The following is a 26912-nucleotide window of genomic DNA, read 5'->3' as shown; positions in this document are numbered from 1 at the left end:
TTTTGGTCGTGAAATGATCACGTGCTGTGGCACGTGGCGATCTGACGGACGAACAATGGGCCCGGTTGGAGCCGTTGTTGCCGAAGGGCAAGAAGTCCGGCCGGCCGCCGATATGGCCGAGGCGGCAGCTGATCAACGGCATACGGTGGCGGACCCGGGCAGGGACGCCGTGGCGGGACGTGTCCGAGCGGTACGGGCCGTGGGACCGGGTTTACGACCTGTTCCGGCGCTGGCAACGGGACGGCACCTGGAAGCGCATCTTCACCGCGCTGCAGTCCCAGGCGGACGCGAAGGAGCTGATCACCTGGGATGTCAGCGTCGACTCGACGGTGTGCCGTGCCCATCAGCACGCCGCCGGGGCGGTCAAAAGGGGGATCTCCAGAGGGAGCCGCCCGGGGGCATCGAGACCGAGCCGGACGACCACGGCCTCGGGCGCTCACGGGGCGGGCTGACCACCAAGGTCCATCTCGCGGTCGAGCAGGGGCAAAAGCCCATGTCGATCGTGATCACGGCCGGGCAGCGCGGGGATTCCCCACAGTTCGAGCCGGTCCTGGAGCGGATCCGAGTGCCCCGGCAGGGGCTGGGGCGTCCACGCAAACGGCCAGACAAGGTGCGCGCCGACAAGGCGTACGGATCCCGGAAGAACCGCTCCTACCTGCGCCGGCGCGGGATCCGCTGCACGATCCCGGAGAAGAAGGACCAGATCCGCAACCGCAAGAAGCTCGGCTCCCGCGGCGGTCGGCCACCGAGCTTCGACAGGACCGACTACCGCGAGCGCCACGCGGTCGAGTGCGGCATCAATCGCCTCAAACGCCACCGTGCTGTGGCCACCAGATATGACAAACTCGCGGTCCGCTACGAAGCGACTGTGCTGGTCGCGGCCATCAACGAGTGGCTGTAACCAGCACGGCTGCACCACTGCCTACAGAGTGATCCAGTAGCGGCGCTTGCTGCCCGCGTCGGTGGTGCGGATGTCCTCCAAGACGCCACCGTTGCGCTCGATGCTGCGCGCCGATCCGACATTGTCGTCGTCGCAGGTGACGAGGACCCGCCCCAGACCGAACGCACGGGCCTCGAGTAGAACCGCCCCGAGGGCCCACGTGGCCAAGCCGCGTCTCCGGGCGGAGGGCCGGATGCTATAGCCGATGTGCCCGCCGACATCGAGCAGAAAGGCGTTCAGATAGTGCCGCAGATCGATGGCTCCCAGATAGCTGTCGCCCTCTACGATCCACCAGTGGGTGGCGTGGACGCGCTCTTCTCCCACGGCAACTGACCTGTCCGACTGCTGCTGCAGTTGCTCAACCCACGCCGAGAAAACCTCGGGGCTGTCGAGGCCGGCTTCAGGTGCGAGACGCAAGCCGGTCCCGTCCTGATGGGCACCTGGAGACCACTCGTCACGCGCCGCGAGCCATGAGGACTGGAGCCGACCTGTGGGTGTGATCAGTTCAGGCATGCGGGCGACGATAACACTCGTCCGTCCTCTGTGATCAGGCATTTTGCGCTGGTCCGGGCCCACGACTGCTCGCGCATCACACCCGCATGACGCGTGATCATCCACAACCAAGATCTACTTTCACAACAGGCCCTAGCAGCCGACAGACTGACAAGGCCGCCGCGGCTGGCGACCCATCGGTCCGCGTCACAGACCGATCCTCGGTACGGACGGGTGCAACCGTCGCGGTGGGCGTGGGCATGTACGGGTGCATGAAGACCCTTGAGGAGCGCCGCACCAGGGCGTTGTGGTTACGCCGGGTACGTCGCATCGGCGCATGGATCCTGATAGTCGCGGCCGCGGCCGCCATCTGTGTGGGCCTGCCCTGGCTGGTGTGGAAGGGGCCGTACGTCCTCGACGCGCAGTACATCGACAAGGCGAAGGTGAAGGACGGCGGCGCGGCTCTCGTCACTGGCCTGCGCACCGCCATCGTGGCGTGCGTCGCCGCGCTCGGCGCCATCATCGCGCTCCTCTACACCGCCCGCACCTACCGCCTCACCCGCCGCGGCCAGGTCACCGACCGCTTCACCAAAGCCCTGGAACGCCTCGGCTCCGAGCAGATCTATGTGCGGATTGGCGGCATCCTTGCTCTGGAACAGATCGTCCAGGACGCTCCGGAGCAGGCCACCGACGCTGCCCATGTGCTGGGCCACTTCCTACGTGCCCAGGCTCCCGCTGCCCTACCGGCCAGCGACCCTGACGAAGAGTCAGCCACTCCGCTGCCTGACAGACCAGTCGCAGACATCCAAGTTGCCCTCACAGCCCTCACGCGTCCCGAATCCCGCACCCACGTCGACCCCCGCGAAGTGCTCGACCTCAGCGAGCTCCACCTTGCCGGCGCCGACCTGCTGGGCGCTGACCTCACCGGCTGCAACCTGAACAATGCGACGCTCACCGATGCTGACCTGCGCTTGGCCACACTCACCGTTGCCAACCTGTGCGGGACGACGCTCACCGGCGCCGTCCTGAACGGGGCGACGCTCACCGGTGCCAAACTGCGCGGGGCGATGCTCAGCGGTGCCAAACTGCGGGGGGCGACACTCATCAGCGCCGTCCTGTACGAGGCGACGCTCACCGACGCGGACCTGTACGGGGCGACGCTCACCGACGCGGACCTGTACGAAGCGACACTCGCCGGCGCCAACCTGGGCGGGGCAATGCTCGTGGGCACTCGGTATCTCACCCAGGAGCAGGTGGACCAGGTCGGGGTCGATGAGAACACTCGCCTTCCTTTGGATGTGACCGCGCCGTCCCGCTTGGCCACCTGAAGCCGGACAAGTGCTCGGTCAGGCGCTGCGGGGCTTCCGTCCGGCCGGTCTCTTGGCGGCCGCCGTGGACTTACTTGCGGCCTGCTTCTTCGGCGGCTGCATGTCGTGCACGGTGGCGTCCAGGTCGCTTTCGCCGCGGGAGGGCGCGGGCCTACGCCACGGACTCGTGCAGCGCAGCCATTAGGTCGACGACCGGGGCTTCGCTGCTGACACAGTCCGGGCTCGCAGCGTGTCCGTGAGGTGCTGTCTCCCGGGCATCCTCGTTGGGGGCAGTGGTCACCAGGCACCACCTCACGAGCGACAGGGCCCACAACACCGCATGCGCCGCCGTTGAAGCTCACCCCCAGCAGCCGGGCCACGTCGTGCTGCGCAACCTCGGGGACCAACCCTGGCACGTCCTCCCAGACGACGAACCAGCAAGAACAGTCCAGCCAGGACGGCGACTCGCCGTACGCCCTATGACAATCGACTTCCGTCTCGCCCGCGGCCGGATCACCACAGCCCGCCCTGCTGTGCCGTAATGAGGATGTTGCGTTCTGAACTTGGTTGTGGGCCAGGCTTTTCGAGTCCGTTGGCAAGGCCGCCAACTGCCCATCCAGCCTCGCGGTGGCCGCGCTGGGCGGGACCTGGCGACGGTGTGGTTACCCTGCGGCGCGATGAGCGGCGCGGGCTGCGAAGTCGACATCCCTCTGTGGGAAAGCTGGCTCAGGGGTGACAGAGCGGTCATTCCTGCCTGCCTGGTACGCGTGTGTTTCACATCTCCAGTGCTCCGGCGCCCAGTTGCCACGGCAGGCACGACCGGGCCTCCACCGAACCGGACTCCGCCGCGACTTTTCGATGCTCGGGTCGGATAGGCAGATACTGGCGTCGGCGGTGGCCAAGTCCGGCCGGACGCTGCGGCATGGAACCCGCGGAGGGGGTGTGGCGAGTCAGCCACTCCGTCAACGGCGTGCGCACGAAGGCTCCCTCCACCCCCCACCGGTACAACTGCCGCTCCATCACTTCGAGCCACACCTGGCCGTCGCTGTGCTCCCTGCCGTCCCGCTGCCAGCGTCCGAAGCGGACCATGGCTTCGGCCACGGCAACGGCTTCCGGGTGCACCACCAGCGGCGCCGTCCGCACGTCGCGCGGCTTCAGCCCGGCCCGTGCCGCCCGCTGAGCCCAGCGTTCGGTGTCCGGCCGGTGTGTCCACCAGAACACGGCAGCCTGGAAGGCATCGGCGAACAGCGCCCGGCCCGCAGGGCCGAATCTGCCCTTCAGCCGCAGGCGCCGGCGGTGCGCCCCCACCACTTCCGGCAAAGCGTCCAGACGGATGAACAGGGGATCTCTGCTGCGGGAGTTGTCCGTCCACCGTCCGTGACGCGCACATACCCGCCACGTGTCCGGCCATATTGTCCACACCGGCACGGATGCCCCCCGCACTCGTGCGCACACGTCACAGGCCCGCACCAGGTAGCCGTCCATCGGCTCCCACGGCCACGCCCAGCGCGCTTCGCCTTCATCCGGCTCGCCGTTCTCGGCCGTCAGCAGGTGGGAATTCGCAAGACTCGGCAACGCCCACTGCAATGCCGCTGCCGGTCTGCCGGACAGGACGGAGAGGTACTGCAGACCCTCAGGATTCACATACATCTCCGCGAACTGCGGATCGACCGCCTTGCGCCCCTGACCCACGCGTTCGAGGAAATCGGTGAGCGTCAGACCATTGGCGCGCGCCAGCCGCTGCACGAACGAACCTGTGGACTCACCCGGCAGGGGGGCGACTTGCAACGGCATCCGTTGATGCGGCCCCCAAATTCTGCTGCTCAGCAACATGGCTCACCCACTTGCTTGCCTACGGGCCGCACGTGACGGCCCCGTACGCAGCAGCATGCTCCACCTCCATGAGGGCAGCGCAAGAGCACCAGCACTCGTTCAGGTGAATGGCCGCCTGCTGCAGCGCAGATGGGAACCGATTTCTTTCACGCTCGTAGAAGAGCTCCACTCACCGGCACCGTCTTCGAGGGAGGGCCGTGACCACAGCAACGCGCAGCGGTTTGAAGACGCCGCTGCGAGCACACCAGCAACTGGCCTTCGACTCGTGCGTAAGTCACTTCCTCTGCGGCACCCCCCGCGTCACCATCACTCTGCCCTGCGGGGCCGGCAAGACCCTGGTCGCCCTCAACGTCGTCCAAGCGACGGTCCCCAACGGCAGATCCCTGGTCGTGATGCCGACCCTGAACCTCCTCGAGCAGACCGCGGCCGTCTGGCACGCCGAACGCCGCCCCGGCCTCTACCTGGGCATGTGCTCACGGCCCGAGCCCGAAGACCCGCAACTCTCCGGCGCGATCACCATGGTGGCCACAGCTGAAGCGCTGACCCAACAGCTCGTCCGTGCCGACGGGCCGGTGAATGTCTTCGCCACCTACAGCTCACTGCAGAAGATCGCTGACGCATTCGCAGCCTTCCCGCTGCCCCGCTGGGACGTCCTGATCGCGGACGAGGCCCACCGCTCCGCCGGCAACCTCGGCAAAGCCTGGGCCCTCCTCCACGACGACCGGGCCGTGCCCGCCCGTCACCGCCTCTACATGACCGCGACTCCCCGCATCTTCGACCCCCTGAAGGGGACTGCCGCGCGGCCGGAGTGCGAGGTCGCATCCATGGACGACCTGAGCCTGTACGGGCCCGTCGTCTACCGGCTCTCCCTCGCCGAAGCGATCAGCCAAGGACTCCTCGCCGACTACCGCATCGTCGTGATCGAGATCGACGACGAGGACCTGCGCCCCATCCTCAACCGGCATTCTGGCCTCGCACCCGAGTCCGAGGGACTGCGCGTCGCGGCAGCACAGATCGCCCTGCTGCGCGCCCAGCACACCTACGACCTCAGACGGACACTGACCTTCCACTCACGCATTGCCACCGCAGACATGTTCGCCCAGACCCTCGCCGAGACCGCGGCACTCATGCCGCCCGACACACAGGCACCGCTCCAAGCCGGCACCGTCAACTCCCGGCAGAGCCCTTTCGAGCGCCGGACGGCATTCAGCGCCTTCGCCCAGACCCCACTCAACACGGCACCCACCACAGATCTGCCCGAGCGGGCCGTACTGACCAACTGCCGCTCCTGCAGCGAGGGCGTCGACGTACCCGCGATCGACTCCATCCTCTTCGCCGACCCCAAGACGAGCAGCATCGACATCGTCCAGGGCGTGGGCCGCTGCCTGCGGCAGACACCCGGCGACGGAAAGATCTCCACGATCATCCTGCCCGTCTACAGCAAACCCGGCCAGGACATCGGTGAAGCAACGAAGAGGACCGCGTTCCACACCCTCTACCAGGTCATGATCGCGCTCAGCACCTATGACGAACACTTCTTCCACCGCGTGGAGTTCGACCGCTACCCGTACGAACCCGAGCCCGACTTCGCGGCTGCGCGACCCGAGCGCGCGGACGAGATCATCCCCCTGCTGAGCCTGAACGCCGCCGACCCCCACAACAGCGTGTGGGGACTCGGCTTTGAGAGCGCCGAGCGCTTCCACGCCGAGCACGGCCACCTCAACGTCCCCAGCCGCTACCTGGGCCCCGACCGCTTCTACCTCGGCTGGTGGATCGGCCACCAGCGCTCCCTGCGCATCAACGGCCTGCTGCTGCAAGAACGCATCGACACCCTCGACACGCTCGGCATGGCCTGGGAGCACCCTCCCACCAGCATCGAGTACAAGCTGAAACTCGCCCGGGACTACGCCGCACGCCACGGACACCTGGCGCCCCGCCACGGCGAGCGGTACGGCGGCATGTACCTCGGCCGCTGGATCGCGGACCGGCGAAGGGAAGCCCGTAGCCACAGCCTCCCCTTCTGCTACCAGCGAGCCCTCACGGAAATCGACCCGTGGTGGAACGCCCGCTGGTCCCGACAATGGCACCGCACCTACACCCAGGCCCTGGCCGCCGCCCGCAGCGGACAGCTCGCCTTCCCCGACCTCCGGCCCGACAGCGACGACTCCCCGCTCACACGCTGGCTGGACGAACAGATCGACGACCTGTTCAAACTCCACCCCGACCAGCACAACCTCCTGGGCGCCCTGCCCCTGGACCATCCCCTCGCCCTGCTCCTGCGCCGCCCGCGCGGATCGGCACAGTGGGCCTTCCTCAAGGGACTGAGGGCAGCCCGCGCCTACTGGCGCAGTCACCAGAACCTGGACGTCCCCTACCGGTACGTCGACCAGGACTCATACCGGCTCGGGCAATGGATCTCCGAAAAACGTTGCTACCCGCATCAACTGACGGGGGAGCAACTCAGAGCCCTTGAAGCCCTCGACATGCGCTGGATCCTCCGCCAGCGCCCCCTTTCCCCGTGAGTATCGCCTGATCCCGGGGCGACGCAGAGGTCGTCAACCTCCGCGCCAACAGGGCGCCGACACGGCGCACGCTAATGCTGTTTCTACGAACACGGGGCGCGCGCGTCCAAACAAGCGCGCACCGCGCTTCCGTGCGCCCCCCGGATCGCTGAACAGGATGAATCTTCCAGCCGTAGGGAACCTGTGATTCCCCTAGCGTGTCTCCTCCTGCGCATGTGCTGCTCAGCTTCACGAGAACAGTCCCATCCGCGGGGATGAACGCTGGAAAAAGGGGGGAAACGGATAACCCGCAAAACAATAAAAAATGGCGCGCAGTCGTTGTCGCTACTGTCACCGTTGTCTTCCCTGGGGCAACGTTCGCCGTCGGCTCCTTGGCAAGCCAGATGCACGGGTTGATGAGGATCTTCTTCATCGTCATCGGGGTACTGCTCTCCAGTGCTATGGCCTATCTTGCCGTGCGTGCGAAAAGGACGTCGGTCAATGCTCAGATGCTCGAGTTCGGAGAAAAACTCTGCGCAATCATGGAACACCTCGCGCGGCTCGCCGGACGCCCCGACAATCCCAGTGAGCTGAAGGCGCAGATCCGGGACCGTGCCACAACGCTGCTGGCCACGCACATGCGCCCCGACGCGCGATGCGCCTTCTACGCCCTGGAGAGCCAGGGCCGTCGGCTCCAGAGGCGGGGCAAGCACGGCGGCATGAACCAAGCGCCGGAATTCTTCACCGACGCAGACGGGGAGGGGCGTGACCTGCTCCACGCGGTCACGCGTGGAACGATCATCAGCATTCCCGATATGCGCAAGACCAACGGCAACCTGAGAATGAACCTCGGTGATGACTACCGTTCAGCCATTATCGCACCCGTCTATGCCGGAGATATCGCTCAGGGCGTGCTGATCGTCGATGCCCCCGATGTCGATGATCTCGCTGATGTGCATGAAAGCTTCGTCCGTCTTTTCGCCTGCCTCCTGGGTGTCACTCAGGCGACAGCCGCAGACCCGAGCAACGGGTCGACGCTTGGCGAACAGAGGGGATCAACTCCCGATTCCTTGCAAACAGGTGAAACGGGCGGAGTAGGCGGGTAAAACGGAAGAGGCTCAGGATCCATGGATGCTGTGGCCCGGTCGGCCGGGCCACAGCTTTCTGTTACGCCACTGGGGGCTGAAATGATCAAAAGTGAAGAAGCAGTCGTCGAATCAGGACGACGATGGATGGCCGGGAAGATCAGCGACGACGAGTACTTCAAGAAGGTCAACCGTTCCGTGGTGGAGACCCTCACCTCACGGACGGTCCAGCACGCCATCTCCGCCCTCATCAGGTTCCTGAGCCGATCCTGAGCACCGGGGGAGTCGACCGGCATCACTGCCGGGGGCCGCCGAGAAGCCGCGTACCTCGTCAGCGCGTGCTCGCAACGAAACGGATGAGGGCGAGCGTGCGGTGGCGGCTCCCTGTCGGCTGACGCTCAGCAATCTCCGCTGACCAGTGAGGCGTTGCAGTCCGGCACGGCCGTGCGGTTGCGGCCCGGTGGGGCGCTTTCATTCCCGAGCCGCGGGGTGGGCAGTCAGGCGGGCCACTGCGGCAGCGGTCCGCGGTGCGGCTCGCGCTCGTGCAGCACCCGGAGCCTGCCCACACGATCCCGCGTCTCCACGAGTGTTGCTCGGGTGTCCAGATGCGAATCGACAGAAGTCCGGCGATCTGCTGGTCCCTCCTCAGCAGGGGCTTGTCGTGCGTGACGAACGCGTGGCCGCCGTACCGGCTGCGGTGGCGATGTGCATGGCGTCCCCGCCGGGAGTTCCTGTCTATTGTCCTGCCTCGTGCCCGAACGCTGACCAAGCCGCATAGCTGACGTCGCGAGGGGCAGTTGCGGCGCCGACCGGGTCGGCTAGCGACCCCACCAGGGGGTGAGGGCGTCCAGATGAGTCCGGACAGCGTCGAGGTAGGCCTGCTCGTACGGTTTCAGCGGGCTCAGGTCGATCACGGTGGGCGGGATGTTCATGGCGTCGTCGGAAGTGATGGCGGGCGCCTTCCACGCATCGTGCATGGCGCGGCCCGATGTCTGGCGCATGTGCTGAAGCAGCTCTGCGTACGCCTTCCCGACGGCCGGGGCTTCGACTTCCGTCCAGGCCTGGTGGTAGGCGAGTTTGGTCTGGATCTCGCGCAGGGTCTCGGACAGCCGTATGCGTTCTTCAGCGGTCTGGTCTTGGCGACGTCGGCGTATGGCGTAGGGAAGTTGATTGTAGGCGCTGTAGGTGGCGAAGGCCTCGGCGAAGGCAGTGGACAACCGGTTCCGTTCCTCCTCCCTGGACTTGCGCCGGGCCTGCCAGATGTTGATGGCGGCCGTAATCAGCGCGGCCAGGAAGACTCCGGACAGGACGGTGGCAGTCAGGATTCCTGCCCCGCTGCCTTGCTCGGGGACGGGCGCCGCAGGCGGGCTGGTCGTCGCGGCGGTACTGGGGGCAGGGGAGGGAACCGCGGTCGGGGTGAGGAGCATGCGGCCTCCGAGTTCGTTCGGCGGGTCTGCTCACCGTGGTTCAGTGGGGTGCCTCCGGTCCCGGCCACTCGTCCGTGCACCGCCACCATTCTTCGCGTAGCAGGTGCGCTACGACCAGCCCCAGCAGTGCGGCGGGACCGTTCTTGAATGTCCAACGCTGCTCGGCGGGGTCGTAGGGATACCACATGCACAGCGAGCCGTCCCGGTAGCGGTGTGGGGAATCCGACGGCCCGTCGGTGAACACCTGCGGTACCTCGGGGGCCCCGCGCCCGAACACGATGGTGATCGTCTGCGGAGGGAGGTCTTCAAGCTTTAGATCCACCCGGAGCGCGAAGCCTCCACGGTGACGCCGGGGCGGCCGCACGGTCTGAACTTGCTGTCCGTAGGCGGCGAGCTGCCGCTGGAAGAGGATGCGCGGGGCCGGCCTGGTGTACCAGGCAGGCTGCCGCCAGGCCGGCCTGCGCTTCACTGTGTGCTGTCCTCGTCTCCGTAGGCAGGCGTGCCTGGGATGGCGGCAGCCGGGCCCGCGAGGCCCACCATGCCGATCGAGAGGGGGACGGCGTCCCGCATCGGGGCGATCTTGCCCGCAAGCCCCGTAGGTGACGCGAGGTAGCTGCGGTAGACCTTGGACAGCGCCTTCAGGACGGTGTCCAGGTCGTCGTCGTGCTCGAGAGCCTCGGCCAGCCCCTCAGCGGCGCCGCGCAGTCGCCTTTCTGCCCTGGAGCGAGAGACGAGCAGGCGTACGTTCGGCGACACACCGGCGGGATCGTAGGTGGCTGCTCCGGAGCTCACGCGGGCCGCAGCACAGCTGAACACTGTGCTCAGCGCGGTGGCCATTCCCATGCCAGGGTTGATGAACTCCCAGGCCCACACAGTGAGGTTGTGGGACGAGAAGCCTGGCTCGGCCCACTGCTTGTTCCACGCCTTCAGTAGTCGCACCACGCGCCGCCGGGTCCGCTTGACTGACTCGCTGCCCGATGTGAACAGGTCGACGTGCTTTTCGGGATCGGACGCCTCCCATGTGTTGGTCTCCAGGTTCGGGATCCACAGCCCCGAGGCCTCTCTTCTGGTCAGCGCCACGACCAGGTCCACCGTCGGGTCCTGTTCGTTCACCGGCCGGGCGAAGGAGAGCTTGGGGCCCCGCTTGGAGGTGCCACAACGGGCCCCCGGGTACAGCTTGCGGACTTCCGGACCGAGCAGAGCGCACAGCTCGGTGGTGATCCGAGACGGTGTCTCGCCATCACCGTCCGGGCCGAGTTCGGGATAGAAGCGACGGTTGAGGACGACGCCGCCGTCGCCGTCGCTGACCGGGTGGATGAAGGTGTGCTGGGCCAGCGACCCGCTGGCGTAGGTCCGCCGTGCACCAGGGAACCTGTCGGCGATGGAACGGACGAGGCCTAGCCTGCGGCGTGCTTCTTCGAGCGGTTCAGGCTGGGCGTCGATCTGGCCGCGGATGTCGTTGAGGATGTCGTCGGTGTGCCCCATGAGAGGTGCTCCCGTTCGCAGTTGCGGGCGCCTGGCGCCCGGATCGCTGCCTGGCTCACCAGGCGAAGCCGCCTCTTGGCGGCTCACCCTTCTCTGACGTCACATCGCCGAAATCGTCCGGTCCTGTCGTACGCGGCGTGCTGTCCCCGAACAGAGGAAGCGGTCCGATGCCCGATTACGAGCAGTCGCGGCAGATGGTGCTGGCCCCCGCGAACCGGGCCGGGGCCAGCACAAGCCGGCACTCGTCGCAGGTGCGGTCCTGCTGCGTGCGCGCCGCTCTGCAGCCGCAGTGGCCTTCTTCGCAGCGGGGCTGGCCGCACTCCGGGCAGCCCGCCTCGATGACTCGGAACTCCTCCTGGCAGGTCTCACACGTCCACCACGACCTGTAGCGGGACGTCCCCGACTCGGGGCGTGGAGCGGTCAACTTACGCCAGGGCACGTTGTCCTCGGCGAGCACCGCGACCAGGTATTCCTCGTCGAACCAGGCGGCTTGCCCGTACAGCAGATCGCTGCGGTCGCCGGAGCGCCACAGTACGTAGGTTCTGTCTCGCTGGCTGGTACCGGCTGTTTGAAGAGCCGCGGCAATCAGAGGGGTTGTCGACTGATCGGTACCTCGCGCCGGCGGGATCAGGCCGGACGCCGCGGCGAACAGGACGGTGCCTGCAGCGTCCAGCAGGACGACGGCGCCTCCGCCGGGCAAGTACTGCGAGGCTCGCACGCAGCATGCTTCCCGGGACGCCTGGGACGCCTGGAACATCTCCACGGCGTCCGGGGCGGTGGGGCCGCTTCTGCGTACCGACTCAGCTATGTGTAGGTCGGGCAGGAGGATGCGGGCGGCGAAGGCATCGCAGGCTGCTTCCTCGAAGGCCTCGGAGTCCTGCCGGGCGAAGAGATTATTGCCCAGCCCGGTGTCGGTCTTCTGCAGGTGATGCCCTAGTTCGTGCAGAGCAGTGAAGCCGCGGCGTCGACGGGAACGTGCCGTGCCGACGACGAGTGTCGGTGGTCGGGTCTGGTGTTGATAGCTGCCAGCGACGGAACACCGGCCGCTCTCGCCGCTTTCCGGTTCCAGCGATACCTGAACCTCACTCCAGCGGTCCAGCTCGTCCAGCGGGTCTTGCTGCAGCCCGGGCAGAGTGCCGGGGTGCCGCTGCAATAGAACTCCCAACATGGCCTCGGCCTGCTTCGGCGCTTCCGCTGCGAACCTGCCTCGGATCACGAGTCGTCTCCTGCGCGCTCCTGGTCGCGTACATAGTGGCGTAGCCGGGTACCCCAGTTCGTCTGCCCACCGGTCTCCCGGGCGGCGAGAGCGAAGGCGCCATACGCGTCCGTCATGCGCGCCTGCGCTTCGCTGACCTTCAGTTGCTGCGCACGGCGGATCCATACAGGGCGTAGCCGAGGATGCTCCGCCTCCGAGACAAGATCGAGCGGCAGGGGACGGACCGCGCCGGCAATCTTCGTCGCCTCGATCCCTGTGGCCTCGGCCAAAGCATCGACCTGATCGGGGCGCAGCGGCACCTTGCCCCGCAGCAGGTCCATCACCTCCGCCTGCGACATGCCCAGCACCTGTATAAGGAGTGCCAGGTCCGGCGGCTGATCCTTGAGCAGCGCAGCCAGACCCTGACCCTGAACAGCCCGTCCGGTCTCCTGCACCGGCAGACGCGGGGCCTGCTGCAGACGAGCGAGATCGTCGGCGAGAGCCGCTCGCACGTCGGCGCTCGGGTCGAAAGCCGACGAGACCGCTCGGCCCGCGCGCGTGCCGGCAGGGGCAGGACCGGGCTTCCCCCGTACCGCCTGCTGGACCCACTGCACCATGCCATCCCCCCACGCATCCAGGGGGCGATCCAGGACGCCAAGCCCAACGCGGTCGGCAAGGCTCACCCACGCCGTCACCTCGACCCCGAAGGCGGTCTGCGACGCGTCCACCACCAGCGCACGCTCGTCCTCACCGGACGGGTCGATGGTCACCGGGACAGCGTGGACCTCACGTGCATCGACTGCCAGAAGCAGCAACGGAACGCTGACGTCCTCCCAGCGTGCCCGCCACACCTGGCCGACGGCCACCTCTACCTTGTCGGGGTCGCCGAACCGGCTGCGCAACGCCCCCTCGGACAGAGCACGAGGCCCTCGCGCCGCTCGAGCCATATCGAGCAAACGCTGCGACACTTGATGATCACCCATGATCTCCTCCCGCACCCCGTGATCGAGAAGGTCTACACCACAGACTGACGCCACAACTCATCGAGCGTCCGGTGTCGGCACATGTCACGTCTCCGAAGGAGCACCGCACAGCCGAATCACCTCCCGAGCTACGGCGTGGGCGTCGTCGAGCCCTCCGGTGAACTGTGCCAGCTTCTCCCTCAGGCGTTTGGCCTGGTGATAGGCCTGGCTGCGGCCGCAGCCGAGCAGTTCCTGAATACGCTGAGGTTCAGCCAGGAGCGGCACCATCCGCTGCTCCTGCGGGCTCAGCATCCCAACGACCTCCGCAGCCGTCACTGCTGCGTCGAACTCCGCGTCTTCCGCCAGTACGGCCTCTTCCGGAGAGGGAGCGAGGGCCGCATGCTCGTGTGCTGCCCCTGCCTCCAACGGGACGACCACGGGATCAAGCACGGCAGGGAAGCGTTCGGCGAATATCTCGCACAGCTGTGATACCTCCAACGAGCCATCGGCAGCGGTGAGCACCGCGCGCAAGAGCGCAACGATGGACGCACGGTCCGCCACAGGAGCCCGTCGAGTGTCGCTCGACCACCGCGGGACCCGCACATTCGGCACAGCACGCGCAGCCTCCACCAGCCTTGAGGTCGCGCCCGACCAAGGGGATGCGCCGCTGCCGGCCAGACACCATCTGCCGCCGCCAGGCTGCTGATCCGGCACTTGCTCGAAGGCCGCCTCAGACTCCAGCACTTTGCTCAGGCTGCGTCCCAGGGCGACGATTCCGCTCTTTCGGCTCTTGTCGATCAGCCAGTGCCGAATCGAGGTGCGGAGCAGCCTACCCATCGACGCGTCATCACTGGCCAGCGCCAGCAGATTTGTCGTCACCGCCAGGCCTTTCTCAACGAGGAAATCTCCAACGAGATCCTCCAGATCCGCCGGCTGCCATCCTCCTGGCGGGGCGAGCGCAGGCAACTTGCGCGCTTCCTCTCTCACCAGCTTGCTGACCAGCTGCAGACACTCAGGACCTATCTCCCCGAGCCCGAGCAACTCCTGGAATGCAGAAATGGCCAGCCTCCTCTCACCTTGCCGCGCTCCACGGCTCAGAAGAACCTGCTCACAAAGATGCACACCTTGAGGCGCATTGGGTCCCTGTTCTGCAAAAGGCAACAATATTTGCCCGGCACCTCTGAAATCGAGGGAACTAACGTTCGGCATTCGACTGTCTTTTGGACCAGTGCAGTCAGTGGCTCCTTGTCTTTGCCGGGGCTGCCACCGGAGTTGAAGCGCCGGGGCAGAAAGCCACGATGCTTAGTGCCTGTTTCTAAGTGGTCTGCTTCGGAAATCGTTCGGGGGTTGACTTCGGAGGCTCAGCTGCAGGCGGCTGCGAGGAGGGCTTCGGCTGTGGCGGTGCGGGCGTAGAGGACGGAGCGGCCGACGCGGTGGGCGCTGACCAGACCCGCGTTGCGCAGTGCGGTCAGGTACTGGGAGACCCCGGCGGTGGAGAGCGTGGTGCGGCGGGCCAGTTCGGTGGTGGAGGCCGGATGCTCCAGTTCTGTCAGCAGGAGGGTTCGCGAGCGGCCGAGTACGGCGGCCAGGGCGTTTGTGCCGGTGGCAGGCCGGGATTCCCACAGCAAGCCGACGCCTCGTGCTGGGTAGGCGAGTTGGGGCGGGTCGGGCCACGTTGTCCGGGTGCGCAGGCCTGGTCCGGTGAATGCGGAGGGAATCAGTACCAGCCCTGTGCCTGCCGTTTGCCGGGTCAGGGGCTGCTTTCGGCGGGCCAGCCGCAGCGCGTTGTCGTCCCAGCTCACCGAGGTGTGCAGATCGTCGAAGAGGCGGCTTGTGCCATGCTCCGCGACCCGTCGGGCGCGGTAGAGGACATCGGCGTCGAGCACGGTGCGGATCCGGGCCCAGTACGGGGCGAGGGCCAACTCCCAGTAGGTCTCGATAGCTTCGGCGACCTTGACCAGGCGGGCCTGCGGATCGGCGTACAGAGCTCGGAGCCTGGGCCCGAGCGTTCCCTGGTGGCGGGCCAGGTGGTCAAGATCCCGGCGTACCCGGTCGACGGGAGCGGTCTGGATCGCGGCCAGTTCCTTGGCCAGGGTGGGGGCCGGTCCCGCGGGTGCGGGGTTGAGGAAGTCGGGGACATATCCCGAGGGCGGGATCAGCTCGGTGAGCCAGCCGCGCTCCGGCCCGGCGGCCGTCATTCGTGGCCGTACGTGCTCCACCCAGGTCCGGTGCACGGGATGCGCGGCGGCGGAGTTCAGGAGCCGGAAGCTGGGCGTGATCTCCCACATCGGCGAGACGGCGAACCGCATCTGCGCCAGGTCGCTTGCCGAGAATGCCAGCTCTGCCAGGGTAATCCCTCCAAGGATTCAGATATATCTTAATCAATGGCCGTCATCTTATGGCGTGGGGATCATGCCGGGATGACAACAGAGATGATCACAGCGGCGGCATCAGGTTCCTGGGCGCTCGGAGATTTGGTGGTCCGCCGGATCGGGTTCGGCGCGATGCGCCTGACGCAGAATGGCGAGGCGCTCACGGCAGACGCCGTCCCGAGCGATCGCGGGCGGGCGATCAACGTGCTGCGTCGCGCGGTCGAGCTGGGCGTGAACCACATCGACACCGCCGCGTTCTACTTCTCGTCGCTGCGGTCGGCCAACGAGCTGATCAACCAGGCGCTGTCCCCCTACCCAGGCGATCTTGTCATCGTTACCAAGGTCGGCCCGGGCCGGGATCCGTCGGGCAGCTGGCTGCCCCATGCCGCCCCCCAGCAGTTGCGCGGCCAGGTGGAGGAGAACCTGCGCCAGCTCGGCCGTGACCACCTGGATGTGGTGAACCTGCGCATCGTGGGCACCGATTCGATCGCCGAGCGTTTCGGCGCGCTGGCCGACCTCCGCGCTGCCGGACTCATCCGTCACTTGGGCCTGTCCAACATCCGCCCCCACCAGCTCGCCGAGGCCCGGGCCATCGCACCGGTGGTCTGCGTCCAGAACATGCACGGTATTGGCGCCTCGCCTCAGCAACAAGAGTTCTTGCGCACCTGCGGTGATCAAGGCGTCGCCTTCGTGCCGTTCTACGCGATCGCCGGCACTGGGCGCACGGCGGGCGCGACCACCAACGACAGTGATGAGGTGCACGCGATCGCCCGCGCCCACGGGGTGAGTGCCGCGCAGATCCGATTGGCGTGGACGCTGCACCAAGGCCCCCACGTCCTGGCTATCCCCGGCACCGGCAATCCCGACCACCTCTCCCAGAACGTGGCCGCCGGCGCCGTGGACCTGTCCGAGGACGAACTCACCGCCCTGGACTCCCTCCACCACGAAACAGCATGACGAAGACCAGCCGACGTCTGCACACGACCCTGCCGTCCGGCCTGCCTTGCCTGTTGCCGCCGCGCGCCCGATAGTCCTCACTGCCGCCGAGCGACACCGGCTGAAGAAGGCGGCCTGGGGCCACAAGACCCCCCACCAGGCCCGGGTCCGAGCACAGATCGTGCTCCTGGCGGCGCGAGGCAGGCCCAACGCACGGATCGCCGTCGAGGCGGGAGTGCACGTGGACACCGTGCGCACCTGGCGGGGCCGGTTCGCCGACCTGGGCCTGCAGGGCCTGCTCGACCGCAAGCGCCCAGGACGGCCCGCCGCCTTCACGCCACTGCAGACCGCACAGGTCAAGGCCCTGGCCTGTCAGCTTCCCGCCGAGGCCAACACGCCACTATCGCGCTGGTCGTGCCCGGAACTGGCCCGCGAGGCCGTCACTCGCGGGATCGCCCCGGCCCTGTCGGTGTCCACGGTGCGTCGCTGGCTCGCCCAGGATGCGATCAAGCCCTGGCAGCACCGTTCCTGGATCTTCATCACGGACCCCAACTTCCGGCCCAAGGCCAAGCGCGTGCTGGACCTGTACGCCCGCACGTGGGAAGGCGTCCCACTCGGCGCGGACGAGTACGTGATCAGTGCGGACGAGAAGACCTCCATCCAAGCCCGCTGCCGCTGCCACCCCACTCTCGCCCCGGGACAGGCCCGGGCCATGCGGGTGAATCACACCTACGGCCGCAGCGGCGCGCTGGCCTACCTCGCCGCCTACGACGTCCGCCACGCCCGCGTTTTCGGCCGCACCGAACCGCGCACCGGCATCGACCCGTTCATGAACCTGGTCACCCAAGTCATGAGCCGCGAGCCGTACGCCAGCGCCAAGCGCGTGTTCTGGATCGTCGACAACGGCTCCTCCCACCGCGGACAACGAGCTGCCGACCGGCTGGCCGCCGCCTTCCCCAACGCGGTACTGGTCCACACCCCGGTGCATGCCTCCTGGCTGAACCAAGTGGAGATCTTCTTCTCCGTCGTGCAGCGCAAGGTCGTCTCGCCCAACGACTTCACCGACCTGGACCAGGTCGCGGACCGGCTCCGAGCCTTCGAAGACCGCTACAACGCCAAAGCACAGCCGTTCCAGTGGAGGTTCACCACCTCCGACCTGGACGATCTGCTGGCCAGGCTCGACCGGCACACCACCGATCCCCCAGAAGAATCCTCCGTCGCCCTGGCAGCTTGATCAACCCCGGAGGACTTCCGGACCAGACCACTAAGCGGTCGGCTCCTGAAGTTCTTCGGGGGTTGACGCGAGGTCAGGCGGATGCGGCTTGACGAAATCCCCTTGCTCAATGGTCAAGAACCGTTGACCATTGAGGGCATGCCTACCGATGATCTTCCCGAGCCGTTCCACGTCACCACTGACGACCAGCTACGCGCAGTCTCCAACCTCACGCGCCACCGGATCATGGCCGTGCTCCGCTTCGAGCCCGCGACGATCACGCAGATCGCCGAGCGAGTGGGCCTTGCGAAGGGGAGTTCCAGCTATCACGTACGGCTGCTCGAACGGGCCGGCCTGGTGAAGGTGGTGCGGACGCGGAAGGTGCGGGGGGTCACCGAGCGGTACTACGCCATGGCCGCGCGGGCGATCGTGCTGCCGGATCCGGGCGAGGGAGGACCGGATGTGCTGATGCGGCATGCGGTGGCCGACCTGGAGGCCGCACCGGCGCAGAGCGAGCGGCACGTACGGATGGCGCATCTGCGGCTCACCGAGGAGCAGTTCGCGGAGCTGGGGGCGCGGCTGCAGGCACTGGCGGACGAGTACCGGGAGCTGTCCGATCCGTCGCTGCCGGACGCGTCGCTCGTCTTCGCCCTGTTCCACCCGGCACCGCGCCAGCAGGCCGAAGGGGACGCCAAGTGACCTCAGAGGTAAGGAAGCTCCCGACCGGGTTCGGACGGCTGTGGACCGCGCAGACGGTGTCCTCGCTCGGTGACGGGGTCATGCATGCCGCGCTGCCGCTGCTCGCACTGACGTTGACGCGGGATCCGATGGCGCTCGCCGTCGTCACGGCCGCCGGGACGCTGCCGTGGCTGCTCTTCGGGGTGCTCGGCGGTGCGCTCGTGGACCGCTGGGACCGCCGGCGCACCATGTGGGTGGCGGACGCGGCGCGTGCGGTGCTGCTCGTGATACCGGCGGCGGCCGCCGCCCTCGACGTGCTGAGCATTGCGCTGCTCGCGGCCGTCGCCTTCCTGCTCGGCCTCGGCGGACTCTTCTTCGACACCGCCGCCACGGCCTATCTGCCGGATTTGCTCGGCCGAGACCCCGAACTCCTGGCGCGCGCCAACTCCCGCCTGCGCGGCGCCCAGACCGCCATGTCAGGCTTCGCGGGGCCGCCCGCGGGCAGTGCACTGCTCGCGCTCGGACGGGCCATTCCGCTGCTCGCCGACGCGGTATCGTTCGCGCTCTCCGCACTGCTCGTACGGTCGCTGCCCGCCGCACCCCGGCCCATGCCGCAGGCCCGTGAGTCGCTGCTTCGCCAGGCGCGGGCCGGGGCCGCCTACGTCTTCGGGGATCGGTTGCTGCTCGGGCTCGCACTCCGTCCGGCGGTCGGCAACATCGCCTTCCTCGCCGTGGAGACCGTACTCGCCCTCTTTGCGCACGACCGTCTCGGCATCGACACCTTCGGCTTCGGCCTGCTCCTCACGGCGGAGGCCACCGGCGGCCTGCTCGGCGCGGGCATCGCCTCCCTCCTGGGCCGACGACTCGGCACCGGCACCGCGCTTACCTGCACGGCCGCAGTCGAGGGACTCGCCATCCTGGGCCTTGCCGCCGCCCCGAACCCGTACGCCGCCGGCCTCGCGCTCGCCGTCTGCGGAGCGGGCATGGGCGCCACGATGGTCCTCGGCCCTTCCCTCCGACAGGCGATCGTCCCCGCCCACCTGATGGGCCGGGTCGCCTCCACCTCCCGCATGCTCGCCATGTGCGCCGCCCCGTTCGGCGCCTTCCTCGGCGGCTGGCTGGCCACCACGCACGACGTACGCACCCCGCTCTACACCGCCGCCGGCCTTCTCCTCACCATGACCGCCGTCACCGCGACCATGACCAGCAACCGCCGGGTCGAGGCAGCACTCCGCGGCGCTGCCCCGGCCGACCGCCCAGGTCACCGTGAATCCACGGATCCCGTGCGGGAGGGCGCACCCGAATCGTTGTGACGCTTTCGCAGAAGGTGTCACGAAAGTTTCGGGGTGGAGGTCGACCGGCGGGACGTCGTCAGTGCCAGCGCCACTGCTCCGGCCACTGCCGGGAGGCCCGCAGGGGCGAAGCACAGCGGGAGCGGGAGGAGGCCGAGGGCGAGGAAAACGGCGGCCAATCCCTCACCGCGCTACGCAACCCCGGCCTGGTCAGCGCCGACCGCTTCGCCCTCTACGCCCGCACCGCTGCAGCCGAAGCCCTACTCCAAGCCTCCTCTGCCTGAGACTTGGTCAACCCCCGAAGGATTTCCGGAGCCGACCACTAAGCCCCGGTTCTGAGTAGCCTTGGCTTCTAGGCTGGTGTGGTGTCCGAGGACGCCGGGCGGGCCGGGGAGAGGAACTGTCGGGTTTGTGGTGAACGGCTGAGGCCGGGGGCCAGGCCCGCGGCGGTGTTCTGCTCGTCGGCGTGTCGGTCCAGGCAGTGGCGGTTGGAGCGGCGGCTGCGGAAGCGGCTCGCGGCCGTCAGAGCGGTGCCGGGGAGGTCGAGTGCCCGCAGTGCGGGGCCCGGTGGGTCGTCGGCGTCGACCGACGGTCGGATGCCCTGTACTGCTCGCGGCGGTGCAACGTGAGGGCCTGGCGGCGCCGGAAGGAAACGTTCGCGAAGCGGTCGCAGTAACCGGCGGGCGAACGCATCCTCACCTCAACTCCGGTCATGAACCGGTCATTTGCTGCCATTCATTGCGATCTTCTGATTTGCGGTCTGACTCTCGGTAGTGGAAGCGGGCCCGTCCCGTCGCGGCCCGAAGTGCCGTGCCCTGGCCCGCACTTGGGTGGTGAGAGCCATGTCCGAGGAAGCCGAGAAGATCGGCGCTGTCAGCCAGTCCCGCTACGAAGAGATCGTCGCGGAACTGCGCAGGGTCGTCGAAGAACAGACACAGGGCCAGTTCACGATCGGTGACCGCGCTTTGGAGATCGAGCCGATGCGTCGCCACAGTGATGCGCCGGCCAGGCCGGGACAGGACGCCTTCAGCGTCGGCCAGGCCCTGAACCGGCTCGCGGAGGACATCGGTCTGCGTCGGAGCACGGTGGAGAACGCCCGCTGGACAGCGTCGCGGTGGCCGGTGGAACGTCGTCAACGCGGGGTGTCGTTCACCGTTCACCGGGTCCTGGGGAGCATTCCTGCGGAGGAAGAGCGGTTCGCCACGATCACGCGCCTTCCCAAGGGCAAGCAGCGATGGACCGTCGATGATGCCAACCGGGTGGTCGGGCGCCAGGTCGAGCATCCCGTCTCCGCCCAGGAGAAAGTGACCGCGATCCACTGCCTGGCGCGGGATGAGGAGGTCGCCGCGGCGGTGACCACGGACTTCCTGCGGCGGCCCACCGTCGCGGCGAAGGTTCCCGTGCAGGAGAAGGTCCGGGTGGTGGAGGAGTTCACCCGCGATGAGCACGTGGCCACCTCGGCGGCCACGAACCTGCTGCGCAGGCCGGACGTCGCGTTCAAGGCGATGAGCGACGACACCGCCCGCTTCCAGGTCAACCAGGCCCAAAACGAGCGGCACCGCCAGGCCCGCGAGCAGGTCGAGGACACCAGTCAGGTCGCGCCGGCGGTGCGTCACATCGACCGGACGGTGGAGTTCCTGGACCTGGTCACCGCCTGCCACTCCTTCGTCGCCGCCGCCGGTCGCACGGTCCCCGGCCTGCGGGATCGCACGCTCGGCGAGGACGAGCGCACGATCGTGCACGAGAACGTGGCGAAGGTGCGGGCGACGCTGGACTGGATCGAGACCGCGGTCGACACCGGCAAGGTCGACATGGACAGTGAGCTGGCCCGCCTGCTGCGGGGCGAGTAGTCGTGCCCCGCGCCTCGCGGCGCCGGGGCGAGGCCGCCCAGCGGCACGCGGACACACTGCGGTTCGTGCTGTTCGAGGCCAGACCCGCGGGGTTGCTGTTCCACCAGATGACCCGCGCCAGTGGCCTGTCTCCCAGCCAGGTCAGGGCGGGGCTGGCCTGCCTGCGCGACATCATCGCGGCCAACGGCTGGCCGCCACTGATTTGGACCAGGGCGGACGGCTACCAGCTCGGCGCGGAACGCGCCGCGCTGGAGGCATACGAGCGGGCCGTGCTCACCGAGAAGCTCACCGAGTTCCGCCGGTTCATCACCGGCACAGTCGCCCCGCACGCCACCGCCCACCCGGGCGACAAGTGGGTACGCCACATCGTCGCCCAGCTCAACTCCATCGAATCCACCCTCGATCTCGTCGTCTCTGCCTGACCAACCCGAGGGGTGCCCGGCCAAGGGCAGCCGGGCACCCTCACCGCGACAACCGACCGGAGGGAAGTGCAGCCGCCATGCGCCAGCGCCGCTATCCCTGCGACACCACCAACGCCGAATGGGCCCTGATCGAACCCCTTCTGCCGACCCCGGCCTGCGAGACCCCGGCCGGTGGCCGACCGGAGAAGCACCCCCGCCGGGAGATCGTCGACTCGATCCGCTACGTCGTCGACACGGGCTGCAAATGGCGGGCCCTACCTGCGGATTTCCCGCCCTGGCGCGCGGTCTGGGGCTTCATGGCCCGCTGGGCCGCCGCCGGAATCGTCGGCCAGATCCGCGACCAGCTCGCCGGCCGGATCCGCCGCGACATGGGCAAAGGACCCCGGGCGGTCGCCACCGTGATCGACTCCCAGAGCGTGAAGGCCGCAGAGACCGTCGGCAAGGACAGCCGCGGCTACGACGCGGGGAAAAAGATCAACGGGAGGAAGAGACACCTGGTCGTGGACACGAAAGGGCTTCCGCTGCTGGTCATGGTCACCCCCGCCGACATGACCGACCGCGACGCCGCGAAGGAGGTCCTCTTCCGGCTCCGGCTGATGCACCCCGAGATCACCATCGTCTGGGCCGACTCTGCCTACGCCGGCAAGCTCGTGACCTGGGCGAAGAAGTACCTCAACCTCACCATCAAGACCGTCAGCCGTCCCAAGGACACCACCGGATTCATCGTGCTGCCCCGCAGGTGGGTCGTGGAGCGCACGCACGCCTGGATCATGAACGCCCGCCGCCACGCACGCGACTACGAACGCCTCGTCCAGCACTCCGAAACCCTCATCACCTGGGCCGCGATCACCCTCATGACCCGCCGAATCACCCGAACCCCGGCCCGCGCCAAGCCCGCCCGCGTCACGCCGCTGCCCCCCGCAGCCAAAGGCGAACCACGCGCCGCGTGAGGACGTCGAACTCCACGGACCCGCCGCCCCGGGACGCGTTCCCGCTGCCGACGGCGGCAGGGCAGCCCCCACAGGGCTGCCCTGCCTGACCGCGAGTGTCAACTCGTCTGCGGCGTTGCCTCAGCCTGGGCCATATCGATAGCGATGGCCCAGCGTTCGTGGTCTCTCCAGGCTCCATCGATGAACTGGAAGCCGGCCGAGTAACCCTCCTGCCGGAAGCCGAGACGCTTGACCAGGCGCAACGACGGTGTGTTCTCTGGCTGGATGTTCGCTTCGAGCCGGTGCAACGTCAACTGGCCGAAGGCCAACTGTATGACGAGTCCGAGGCCTTCGGTCATATAGCCGTAACCGGTCGTGGAAGCGTAGGCCGTATAGCCCAAGGTTCCGCTCTGGAGCGTGCCCCGGACGATGTTGTTGATGTTGATCCCGCCAACAATCGCGCCGGTGCCACGCAAGCAGATGACGAAGCCTTCATGCGTGGGTTGCTCGAAGCGCTTGAGGTAACCCTGGAAGGCTTCGAGAGTGGACTCCCGAGCCGACAGCCACCGCTGGAGCATCTCAGAGCTCTCTCGCCCCAGAGCAGTGAGCTCCTCATAGTCCTGGCGACGGACGTGGCGAATGGCCACGCGTGGCCCCTGAACAAGGTAGGTGCTGGCAGGCATCGGGCAATCCTACGTGGCCTCCTTACGAGGGCGCCGCTGGACCAGGACGTCGACCTTCAGAAACAGGTACTTATGACAGCTGCAACTCCCCCTGCGCGCCAGGGAACACGCAAGAACGAGTAGCCCTCATCCACAAGCCACTGACGCCAGCGCCCAGGGCCGGCGGAGACAGACGCACCGCTAGGACCAGCAGACCTGGAGTACAGCGCGCGAGCGCAAGTCGCCCCCGCGCACGAGATCCGCCCTTCAGGAACGGGACTCCCGACGCGTCCTCCACCCACCGGACGAACACCCGGCCCTCCGCGTATCTGGTGGAGGGTTCACGACCAGCGCACCCCGAGATCGGTGAGCTCCTCGACCCGTTCGGGAGCGAGCTTCGCGCGGCGGGAGCGATTGTTGGCGATGAACACGCCGAGGGCGTACTGGATGCCGTCGACGGTCTCGACGTGACCCCGCGGTACGTCGAGGTGTCCTTCGCGCTGCTGGTACTGGCGGGCGGCGGCCAGGTTGGCGGCCCACATCTCGGCCCGGCTGCGCCGCGGGACGGCGGCGGGCTGCTGGGGGAGCGGGGCGAGGCCGAGGACTTCACCGAGCAGCCACTGCTGCGCCGGGAGGAGGGTGTCCCACTCTTCTTCTCGCTGCGTTTTGGCCCACCGGCCCAGGTCTTCGCCCTGGACGACGAGCTCCCCGGCTTCCTCAGGCAACGGACTGCCACCCGTGTGGTGGGTGCGGGCGAGGTGGAAGCAGCGCTGCCAGGCGACCGACCAGGCGGGACACCAAGCGGGGTCGATGGCGTCCAGGGCCCGCCGTCGCTCCCGGCTCAACTGTCCGGCGTCGGTGGACGGTTCGCCTCCGGCCGTCTGCCGGCCACGCCGCTGCTCGTCTGCCCGCCGGGCGGCGGCGCGCTGGTTCTTCAGCCACACCCCGACCGGGTAAGCCTGCCACACGGCGTCGGTGGGGGCGAGCAGGTGTCCGTGCTGTGTGGCCCAGGCGCGGGCGGCGGCGAGGCCTTCGTCGAACGCGACTTCACGGTGGCTCCAGATCATGCCGAGCTCGTCGAGCTGACGAACCCGCTCGTCCTCCAAGCCGCCGCGGGCGTACGCGCGCCGCTGGTCAGCAATCCACACCCCGAGGGGGAACCCGTCGGGGGAGCGGTGCCCGTACGGCACCCGCAGATCGCCGTGATCACCGCGGTAGGCGAGCGCGGCCTGCAGGCCGCGCCGCCAGAACTGCGTCTCCGGCGTGAGCACCCGCAGGCTGATGAACGCCGCCAGGGCCGCCGGGTCCCGCGGCGTGGAGAACGTCAGCAGCCCCTGCGCCGGCCCGCTGACGGCCCCACCTGGCCCCGCCGTACTCTCCGGCCCGCGCCGGCTGGCGGCTTGTGGAGCGGCCAGCTGCTCCACGGCCTCGGTGTCGTGCGCGCGCAGCGCGGTCAAAACCTTGACCAGCTCCCCGTACGCACGCGAGGCGAGCATCTCGTCCGGCTCCTCGCCCGGACCGAGGAACACCGGCACCACCAGCGAGGCGGTCTTGCCCTCCCCGGGCTGCATCCGCAGCGCCCGCCCGACGGCCTGCACGATGTCGACCGTGGAGCCGCGCACGTCCGCGAACACCACTGCGTCGCAGTTCTTGGTGTCGACGCCCTCGCCCAGCACCCGCACCGACGCCAGCACACCCCGCTCGATCACCGCCCCTTCCGTCGTCGTGCCGCTGGAGAACTCCTCCAGCACCCGCCGACGGTGCAGCGGCTTGTGCTCCCCGTACAGCCAGTCCGCCCACACCGCCCCCGGCTCCGGGTACAGCTCCCGGTCGCTCTCCCACAACGCCTTCGCCACCGCCGGCAGACCGCTCGCGAAGGCCTCCGCCTCACTCGTGCGGTAGTGAAAGGTCAGCAGCCGCGCAAGCCGCTGCTCGGCCGCCGTCTTCAGCACGGCCGTCTGCAACGCTGCCAGCCGCGCCCCGCGCACCGCGTCCGTGCGCGCCTGCCCACCCAGCAACTGCACGGCCTGCAGCTGCGGGTCCTCGATGTCCACGCACACGACCTGGTACGGCGCCACGATGCCCTGGTCGATCGCGTCCGACAGAGACAACCGGTACACCACCGGCCCGAAGATCGCCTCGTCATCCATCGACGCGACCACCCGGGCGGCCTCCCGCCCCTCACCGCGCGTATCCCGCTGTCCGTCCGCCTCCGGCACCTCCCACAACCGTGGCGTGGCCGTCATGTAGACCCGCCGAAGCGCTGGCACCTTCCCGTTGTCATGAACTGCCCCCCACGCCTTGCCAGCCGCACCCGATGTCCGATGCGCCTCATCCACCACCACCAGGTCCCACCCGCCCAGACCCTGTGCATGCGCCCGCTCCAGCACCCCGAGCCCCAGCGCCGCATACGTGGCGAACACCGTCACCCGCTCCCGGCCCTCAAGCCACGCACTCAATACACCCGCATCCGTGGTGCACCGCAGCCCCACCGCCTCATCACCGCGCAACGAGCACACACCGAACATCGCCCCGCCACGCCCGCCCTCACGCCACACCGCAGCCGTCTGCGCCAGCAGGTCGAGCGTGGGCACCAACACCAACACCCGCCCGGCACGCAGCTCCTGAGCCACGGACACAGCTATCAGGCTCTTGCCCGCGCCGGTAGCCGCGATCACCTGAACCCGCAGCCCCTCCTCCGGCACCCCGGCGTCAGACGAGACCTGCAGCGCGCGGACGGCCGCGTCCACTGCCTCGACCTGATGAGGATGAAGCCGCCGTCGACCCGCCACGAGACCGCCCGCCTTTCGCGCCCCGCCTCCGGTGTAGAGGTAGTAGGCTCTCACTCCAGAATCTATCTCAGTTCACTATGATGCAAGAGGCGCATCCAGGCGCTCTTGCAAAGATCGTTGCCGACTATCCGTCAACCGCCTTTCCCACCATGGCAGTCCACCTGCGTCTCACATCGGGGGAGTCGACAGATTCACTCCACCGACACCTCCGTCCAACTCGCCCGGCAACAGCAGCCCCCTGACACCCAGCCAGCCGCCCGCGATAGCGGGCAAGGACTTGAAGGCGAAGCCGGAAAGTCCCAGGGGGCGGGCGGAGCACGCCGCCCAGGGCGCGGAGCGCCCGATAACAAGACTGAGCAACGGGAAGTCAAGTCCCGAGCAACGCGAGGGACTTCAGGCCCGAAGGGCCGGCCCGGTGAAACCGGGCCGCTCCCCGGCCGCGGAGCGGCCGGGGATTAAGGGGCGCGGAGCGCCCCGTCAGGCCGAGCGGAGCGAGGCCGTTCGCTCGTAGGGGCGCGCAGCGCCCCTCGAACCCGCTC

The 26912-nt window shown here is 68.1% G+C and carries 22 protein-coding genes and 1 pseudogene; 12 read left to right on the top strand and 11 right to left on the bottom strand.

Annotation, left to right across the window (positions count from 1 at the left end):
- Positions 1-26 precede the first annotated feature (26 nt).
- Positions 27-901 (top strand): IS5 family transposase gene (locus J7E87_RS18940; protein WP_308312972.1). Its coding sequence is split into 2 segments (ribosomal slippage): positions 27-362 and positions 365-901, totalling 873 coding nucleotides; the frame shifts between segments, so codons are not numbered across the junction.
- A 21-nt stretch (positions 902-922) separates the two neighbouring features.
- Here the strand turns inward: J7E87_RS18940 and J7E87_RS18935 are convergent.
- Complete coding sequence (locus tag J7E87_RS18935) at positions 923-1453, bottom strand: GNAT family N-acetyltransferase (RefSeq protein WP_215095493.1); 531 nt, start codon at positions 1451-1453, stop codon at positions 923-925.
- A 251-nt stretch (positions 1454-1704) separates the two neighbouring features.
- Here J7E87_RS18935 and J7E87_RS18930 point away from each other — a divergent pair, with 251 nt between their 5' ends.
- Positions 1705-2760 (top strand): pentapeptide repeat-containing protein, encoded by a 1056-nt coding sequence (locus J7E87_RS18930; RefSeq protein WP_215095492.1) that lies wholly within the window; start codon positions 1705-1707, stop codon positions 2758-2760.
- Positions 2761-3513: 753 nt separating this feature from the next.
- Here the strand turns inward: J7E87_RS18930 and J7E87_RS18925 are convergent.
- Positions 3514-4572 carry a TniQ family protein gene (locus J7E87_RS18925; RefSeq protein ID WP_215095491.1) on the bottom strand — a complete coding sequence of 353 codons (1059 nt, stop codon included), beginning with the start codon at positions 4570-4572 and terminating at the stop codon, positions 3514-3516.
- Between the two features lie 197 nt (positions 4573-4769).
- Between J7E87_RS18925 and J7E87_RS18920 the strand changes: the two genes are divergently transcribed.
- From J7E87_RS18920 to J7E87_RS35900, 3 genes are all read left to right on the top strand, one after another.
- Positions 4770-7094 (top strand): DEAD/DEAH box helicase, encoded by a 2325-nt coding sequence (locus tag J7E87_RS18920; RefSeq protein ID WP_215095490.1) that lies wholly within the window; start codon positions 4770-4772, stop codon positions 7092-7094.
- Positions 7095-7348: 254 nt separating this feature from the next.
- Positions 7349-8179: a hypothetical protein gene (locus J7E87_RS18915; protein ID WP_215095489.1), complete on the top strand. Its 831-nt coding sequence runs from the start codon at positions 7349-7351 to the stop codon at positions 8177-8179.
- 126 nt (positions 8180-8305) lie between these two features.
- Complete coding sequence (locus J7E87_RS35900; RefSeq protein WP_285427349.1) at positions 8306-8431, top strand: hypothetical protein; 126 nt, start codon at positions 8306-8308, stop codon at positions 8429-8431.
- Positions 8432-8976: 545 nt separating this feature from the next.
- On the opposite strand, the gene J7E87_RS18910 is transcribed toward J7E87_RS35900, so the two are convergent.
- The 7 genes from J7E87_RS18910 to J7E87_RS18880 form a co-directional block, all read right to left on the bottom strand.
- The gene (locus J7E87_RS18910) at positions 8977-9585 is read right to left on the bottom strand and encodes a hypothetical protein (protein ID WP_215095488.1); all 609 of its coding nucleotides are present in this window, start codon (positions 9583-9585) and stop codon (positions 8977-8979) included.
- Between the two features lie 40 nt (positions 9586-9625).
- Positions 9626-9907: a hypothetical protein gene (locus J7E87_RS18905; RefSeq protein WP_215095487.1), complete on the bottom strand. Its 282-nt coding sequence runs from the start codon at positions 9905-9907 to the stop codon at positions 9626-9628.
- Positions 9908-10050: 143 nt separating this feature from the next.
- The gene (locus J7E87_RS18900; protein WP_215095486.1) at positions 10051-11070 is read right to left on the bottom strand and encodes a hypothetical protein; all 1020 of its coding nucleotides are present in this window, start codon (positions 11068-11070) and stop codon (positions 10051-10053) included.
- 175 nt (positions 11071-11245) lie between these two features.
- Complete coding sequence (locus J7E87_RS18895; RefSeq protein ID WP_215095485.1) at positions 11246-12286, bottom strand: ImmA/IrrE family metallo-endopeptidase; 1041 nt, start codon at positions 12284-12286, stop codon at positions 11246-11248.
- Positions 12283-13263 carry a hypothetical protein gene (locus J7E87_RS18890; protein ID WP_215095484.1) on the bottom strand — a complete coding sequence of 327 codons (981 nt, stop codon included), beginning with the start codon at positions 13261-13263 and terminating at the stop codon, positions 12283-12285. Before J7E87_RS18890 ends, J7E87_RS18895 begins: the two co-directional genes overlap by 4 nt.
- A gap of 69 nt (positions 13264-13332) precedes the next feature.
- Positions 13333-14436, bottom strand: coding sequence for a hypothetical protein (locus J7E87_RS18885; protein WP_215095483.1), 1104 nt, complete (start codon positions 14434-14436; stop codon positions 13333-13335).
- A gap of 152 nt (positions 14437-14588) precedes the next feature.
- Positions 14589-15536, bottom strand: a complete 948-nt coding sequence (locus J7E87_RS18880; RefSeq protein WP_215095482.1) for a DUF5937 family protein — start codon at positions 15534-15536, stop codon at positions 14589-14591.
- Between the two features lie 111 nt (positions 15537-15647).
- Here J7E87_RS18880 and J7E87_RS18875 point away from each other — a divergent pair, with 111 nt between their 5' ends.
- From J7E87_RS18875 to J7E87_RS18845, 7 genes and pseudogenes are all read left to right on the top strand, one after another.
- Positions 15648-16556: an aldo/keto reductase gene (locus tag J7E87_RS18875; RefSeq protein WP_215095496.1), complete on the top strand. Its 909-nt coding sequence runs from the start codon at positions 15648-15650 to the stop codon at positions 16554-16556.
- Between the two features lie 46 nt (positions 16557-16602).
- Positions 16603-17769 (top strand): IS630 family transposase, encoded by a 1167-nt coding sequence (locus J7E87_RS18870; RefSeq protein WP_251017663.1) that lies wholly within the window; start codon positions 16603-16605, stop codon positions 17767-17769.
- Between the two features lie 138 nt (positions 17770-17907).
- Entirely contained in the window at positions 17908-18447 is a 540-nt protein-coding gene (locus J7E87_RS18865) for a transcriptional regulator (protein WP_215095481.1), read from the top strand.
- Positions 18444-19739 (top strand): MFS transporter, encoded by a 1296-nt coding sequence (locus J7E87_RS18860; RefSeq protein ID WP_215095480.1) that lies wholly within the window; start codon positions 18444-18446, stop codon positions 19737-19739. The genes J7E87_RS18865 and J7E87_RS18860 overlap by 4 nt, the downstream gene beginning before the upstream one ends.
- Before the next feature lie 821 nt (positions 19740-20560).
- Positions 20561-21568, top strand: a complete 1008-nt coding sequence (locus tag J7E87_RS18855) for a DUF6192 family protein (protein WP_215095478.1) — start codon at positions 20561-20563, stop codon at positions 21566-21568.
- 2 nt (positions 21569-21570) lie between these two features.
- Positions 21571-21990: a RacP protein gene (locus tag J7E87_RS18850; protein WP_215095476.1), complete on the top strand. Its 420-nt coding sequence runs from the start codon at positions 21571-21573 to the stop codon at positions 21988-21990.
- A 77-nt stretch (positions 21991-22067) separates the two neighbouring features.
- Positions 22068-22878 (top strand): annotated as a pseudogene (locus tag J7E87_RS18845) (IS5 family transposase); the annotation flags it as partial.
- 160 nt (positions 22879-23038) lie between these two features.
- On the opposite strand, the gene J7E87_RS18840 reads toward J7E87_RS18845, so the two are convergent.
- Together J7E87_RS18840 and J7E87_RS18835 are read right to left on the bottom strand one after the other, a co-directional pair.
- A complete protein-coding gene (locus tag J7E87_RS18840) occupies positions 23039-23602 on the bottom strand; it encodes a GNAT family N-acetyltransferase (RefSeq protein WP_215095473.1) in 564 nt (187 codons plus the stop codon).
- 320 nt (positions 23603-23922) lie between these two features.
- Positions 23923-26373, bottom strand: coding sequence for a DEAD/DEAH box helicase (locus tag J7E87_RS18835; protein ID WP_215095494.1), 2451 nt, complete (start codon positions 26371-26373; stop codon positions 23923-23925).
- Between the last annotated feature and the right edge of the window lie 539 nt (positions 26374-26912).

It is taken from the genome of Streptomyces sp. ISL-1, from assembly GCF_018614585.1.
Taxonomy (GTDB): domain Bacteria; phylum Actinomycetota; class Actinomycetes; order Streptomycetales; family Streptomycetaceae; genus Streptomyces; species Streptomyces maoxianensis.
This window is presented reverse-complemented; position numbering and strand designations above follow the sequence as displayed.